The following is a 4,405-nucleotide window of genomic DNA, read 5'->3' as shown; positions in this document are numbered from 1 at the left end:
GTAGGCGGCCAGCAGTTCGGCGTCCGTGCGCGGTGATCCGACTCCGGCCTCGGCCAGCGCCAACTCGGCGGCGTCGATCACCTGACGCAAGCTCATGCCTGCTGCAGCCTGGCTTGCTTGTCGGCGACGGCCAACGCGTCGAACAGCGCGTCGAGATCGCCGTCGAGCACCTGGTCGAGGTTGTGCGCCTTGAAGTTGATGCGGTGGTCGGCGATGCGGTTCTCCGGGTAGTTGTACGTCCGGATGCGCTCGCTGCGGTCGACGGTGCGGATCTGGCTGGCGCGGTCCGCCGACGCGTCGGCAGACGCCTGCTCCTCCGCAAGTGACTGCAAGCGAGCGGCCAGCACCTGCATGGCGCGGGCCTTGTTTTGCAGCTGCGAGCGTTCGTTCTGGCAGGTGACGACGATGCCGGTGGGCAAGTGGGTGATGCGCACTGCCGAGTCGGTGGTGTTGACGCCCTGGCCGCCCTTGCCCGACGACCGGTAGACGTCGATGCGCAGATCGGACTCGTCGATCTGGACCTGCTCGACTTCTTCGGGTTCGGGGTACACCAGCACGCCTGCGGCCGACGTGTGCACGCGGCCCTGCGACTCGGTGACGGGGACCCGCTGCACGCGGTGCACGCCGCCCTCGAACTTCAGCCGCGCCCATACCCCGTCGGGGTCATTGGCCTTGCTGGCGATGGACAGCGTCGCGTCCTTGTAGCCGCCAAGATCTGAGGTGGTCTCGTCGAGCATCGTCACGTTCCAGCCGTGCCGTTCGGCGTAGCGGATATACATGCGCGCCAGGTCGGCAGCGAACAGCGCCGACTCCTCGCCACCCTCGCCCGACTTCACCTCGAGCACGATGTCGTCGCCGTCGTGCGGGTCGCGGGGCGCGAGCAGATCGGTCAGCTGGGTGTCGAGCTCGCGCTCTTTTGCGGCTAGCTCCTCGACCTCGGCGGCGAAGGATTCGTCGTCGGCGGCGAGTTCACGGGCGGCTTCGAGGTCGCCGCGGGTGGTTTCCAGCTTGCGGTAGGTCGCGACGATGGGCGCGAGTTGCGCGAACCGCCGTCCAACCCTGCGGGCCATTGTCGCGTCGTTATGCAGCGCCGGATCGGAGAGCTGACGCTCGAGATCGGCGTGCTCAGCCAGCAGCGCATCGATTTGCATCATGTTGCCCTCCTTCCCCGCAACTTCCCCGCAACGCAAACCGACGCCCGGCCTGCGCTAGCGCGACAGATCGGGCGTCGGGAAGACAGCTATTTGTCGGCTGAAGCGTTATCGGCAGCCTTGCGCTTGCCGTAGCGCTTCTCGAAGCGGGCCACACGACCGCCGCTGTCGAGGATCTTCTGCTTGCCGGTGTAGAAGGGATGGCACTGCGAGCAGACCTCGACGTGGATCTGTCCACTCTTCTTGGTGCTGCGCGTGGTGAACGTGTTGCCACAGCCGCAGTGCACCGTGGTCTCGACGTAGTCAGGGTGAATACCCGATTTCATGGTTTCCTCTTCGATCGTGGCCCCGGGTCGCCCCTCCGTGATGTGGAGGTATCAGCGTGAACCGGAGCCGAGGGTCGACGGTCCATTATGCCAGTTCAACCGCCAGCAGCCTAAACGCGCGGGCTGGGTCAGCTATTCCGGGCCCATGGCGCAGAAGCGGGTGCCGTCGCGCTTCCACAGCACACGGCCGTCGGGGTCCACGCCGCGAGCCGTCAGTTCACGCTTGATCACCTTATTGGTCGCGGTGCTCGGCAGATCGACGGCGATCCATACGTAGCGTGGCCATGCCTTCGGCGACAGGTCGCGTTGCGCGGCGAGAAACTCTCCGAACTCCTCGGGGGTGAGTTCGGCGTCGCGCTGCAGGACGATCGCGGCCATCACCTGATCGCCGACCAGTTCGTCGGGCACCGGGTATACCGCGACACGGTTGATGGCTGGCAGCCGCAACAGGATCCGCTCGATGGGGGCGGTGGCCAGGTTCTCGCCGTCGACCCGCATCCAGTCAGCGGTGCGCCCGGCGAGGTAGATCCAGCCGTCGGCGTCGCGGTAGGCCAGATCGCCGGACCAGTACATGCCGTGGCGGAGGCGCTCGTCGGTGGCGCCGGAGTCGTTGTAGTAGCCGCGGAACAGGCCGCTGCCGCTGGTGTTGACCAACTCCCCCACCGCGGTGTCCGCGTTGGTCAGCGCACCGTTGTCGTCGAACTGGGCGACCGCGCACTCTTGCAGCGTGTCCGGGTTGTAGATGGCAACGCCTGGAAAGCCCTGGCCGATCGAGCCGGGTGGCGTGTTGTCTGGCCGGGTGATGATGATCGCGATCTCGGTCGAGCCGAAGCCATCCCAGACGGTGCAGCCGAAGCGCCTGCCGAACTCCTCGATGTCGCGGTCGGCGGCTTCGTTGCCGAACGCATTGCGCAGCGGGTTGTCGTGGTCGTCGGGCCGCTCAGGTGTGGCCAGGATGTAGGCCAGCGGCTTGCCGACGTAGTTCATGTAGGTGGCGCCGTAACGCCGGATGTCCGCGAGAAAGCGCGATGCCGAGAATTCCGCGGGCGCCATCGCGGAGCCGGCGCCAAGCGCGACACTCCAGCCCGCGTACACGGCGTTCGAATGAAACAGCGGCATGGCCAGATAGCACGTATCGGAGCTGTCCAACTGATACCGGTCCACCAGCGCGCTGCCGGCGAACAACACCGTCGAGTGCGGCACCTGCACGGCCTTCGGCTCGCCGCTGGTTCCGGACGTGAAGATCATCATGAAGGTGTCGTCGGGGCCGACTTCGCGGTGCGGTGTCAAGGGCGGCGCACCGGACAGCAGCTCCGCCCACTGAGGGGTTGACGTGTCGAGCACGGTGACGCCGGGCAGGTCGAGGTCGTCGAGCAGATGCCGGTGCTCGGCGTCGGTGAGCAGGATCTGGCAGTGCACCTTGGCGATGTCGCGGGCCAGGGCGTCGCCTCGGCGGGTGGTGTTGATGCCGCACAGCACGTATCCGCCGAGCGCGGCGGCGGCCAGCGCCGTCAGCATCTGCGGCGTATTGCCGAGCAGCGCTCCGACATGCAGCGGCCGGCTGGGGGCGGCAGTCGTGATGAGCGCCGATGCCTGGGCTTTCGCCTCGGCGATGTGCTCGCGCCACGTCCAGGTGCGCTCGCCGTGTTTCACCGCGACGGCGTCGTGCTCGGCGCGCTCGCGAAGCAACTGCTGGAGCGTATCCGCCATGGCTCACCTCTCCACACTGAACAGATTCCGAAATGTGTCTACCATGACACAATGCTCTGACCAGCCCTGCTTGGGGCGAGAGTAGACGAGGAGCCCACCGGGTGACGAGCAGTACAGCCACCAAGAACGTCCGCGATCGACTGATCGATGCGGCGGAAGTCTGCTTGCGCGCCAAGGGCATTCGGTCGACAACGGTCTCCGAAGTGGCCGAGGTCGCCGGCGTATCGCGCGGTTGGCTGTATCGCCACTTCCCCGACAAGGTCGCGCTGTTGGGCGCCGCGATCGTACGTCTCAACGATGCGTACTGGTCCGAGGCGCACGCGATGCTCGAGCGCTTCGACAGCCTCGACCGCCAGATCGCCGCCGGCATCGTCCACGGCCGCGGCGCCTACGACGATCCGGGAACGTTGTTGATGAAGCTGCGCATGGAGGAGCCCGAGGAGTTCGCGGCGTGTGCAGGCGCTGGCGTGCAGGGGCTGGTGCCCGATCTCGCCGAATTCTGGAAGCGCTACCTGGTCGCAGCTCGCGACCGTGGCGAGATCCATGCCGACACCGATATCGATGAGGCCTCGGAATGGGTTGCGCGGGCGCTGCTTTCGCTGACGACCGTTCCTGGCGACACACTTGATCCCAGTGACGCCGACGCCGTTGCAACCTATGTGCGGCGCTACGTCATTCCCGGACTGCGCGCCGATCCCGCGGCTGGGTGACCCCCGCGGGGCGGCCGGCGAGCAGCATCAGGATGTCGCGGATCGGCGCCTCGACAATGCAACCTGTGCCGACACGGAAATCGGCGTCGGTCGCGACGAGCTCGACCCCGCGCAGGCGACGTTGCGGGTTGAGCGGAAAGCGCATCCGCCACAGGCGTTGTGCTGCCGCGACGGCGGCATCGGCGGGCATCGGCAGATCGATGCCGAGCGGTACCGCGATGTCCTGGCCGTGCACCAGGACGTCCATCAACGGATCGCACACAGTGGTGCCCGGCGGACGCTTGCGTGAACCGCGCATGCCGCGCAGCGCGGTGGCGAGTTGAGCCGGTGACCTGGTGTCCTCGATGGCGACGCGATGCACCATGGCGTTGAACCGGAAGCCCGAACGAACGGCCTCGATCACCATTCGCGGCTTGCTCATGTGCGATTGCGTGAGGTGAGCCGCCACGTCGCGCACGGTCCAGCCGTCGCAGAGCGACGGCGTCGACCACCGCACGGTGTCAATGCC

At 66.9% G+C, this 4,405-nt stretch carries 5 protein-coding genes; 1 reads left to right on the top strand and 4 read right to left on the bottom strand.

Translation table 11 applies throughout. From position 1 onward, the window contains the following. Positions 1-92: 92 nt before the first annotated feature. The 3 genes from prfA to fadD1 form a co-directional block, all read right to left on the bottom strand. The gene (gene prfA, locus VFH65_RS04320; RefSeq protein ID WP_353319901.1) at positions 93-1,154 is read right to left on the bottom strand and encodes a peptide chain release factor 1; all 1,062 of its coding nucleotides are present in this window, start codon (positions 1,152-1,154) and stop codon (positions 93-95) included. 86 nt (positions 1,155-1,240) lie between these two features. Further along, positions 1,241-1,477, bottom strand: a complete 237-nt coding sequence (gene rpmE, locus VFH65_RS04315) for a 50S ribosomal protein L31 (RefSeq protein WP_353319900.1) — start codon at positions 1,475-1,477, stop codon at positions 1,241-1,243. Positions 1,478-1,609: 132 nt separating this feature from the next. Further along, positions 1,610-3,187: a fatty-acid--CoA ligase FadD1 gene (gene fadD1 / locus VFH65_RS04310; protein ID WP_353319899.1), complete on the bottom strand. Its 1,578-nt coding sequence runs from the start codon at positions 3,185-3,187 to the stop codon at positions 1,610-1,612. Between the two features lie 101 nt (positions 3,188-3,288). Here fadD1 and VFH65_RS04305 point away from each other — a divergent pair, with 101 nt between their 5' ends. Further along, entirely contained in the window at positions 3,289-3,897 is a 609-nt protein-coding gene (locus VFH65_RS04305) for a TetR/AcrR family transcriptional regulator (RefSeq protein ID WP_353319898.1), read from the top strand. Here the strand turns inward: VFH65_RS04305 and VFH65_RS04300 are convergent. Continuing rightward, positions 3,860-4,402 (bottom strand): maleylpyruvate isomerase family mycothiol-dependent enzyme, encoded by a 543-nt coding sequence (locus tag VFH65_RS04300; RefSeq protein WP_353319902.1) that lies wholly within the window; start codon positions 4,400-4,402, stop codon positions 3,860-3,862. The genes VFH65_RS04305 and VFH65_RS04300 overlap by 38 nt on opposite strands. Positions 4,403-4,405: the final 3 nt, after the last annotated feature.

Origin of the sequence: Mycobacterium sp., assembly GCF_035697385.1 — a bacterium.
In the GTDB taxonomy this organism is placed as follows: Bacteria; Actinomycetota; Actinomycetes; order Mycobacteriales; family Mycobacteriaceae; genus Mycobacterium.
Note: the sequence above shows the minus strand (reverse complement) of the source record. Positions and strands in the feature narration are given on the sequence as shown.

Excerpts from the sequence above, each read along its gene's own strand:
- rpmE (WP_353319900.1), bottom strand. The coding sequence starts at position 1,477 with ATGAAATCGGGTATTCACCCTGACTACGTCGAGACCACGGTGCACTGC.
- fadD1 (WP_353319899.1), bottom strand. The coding sequence starts at position 3,187 with ATGGCGGATACGCTCCAGCAGTTGCTTCGCGAGCGCGCCGAGCACGAC.
- prfA (WP_353319901.1), bottom strand. The coding sequence starts at position 1,154 with ATGATGCAAATCGATGCGCTGCTGGCTGAGCACGCCGATCTCGAGCGT.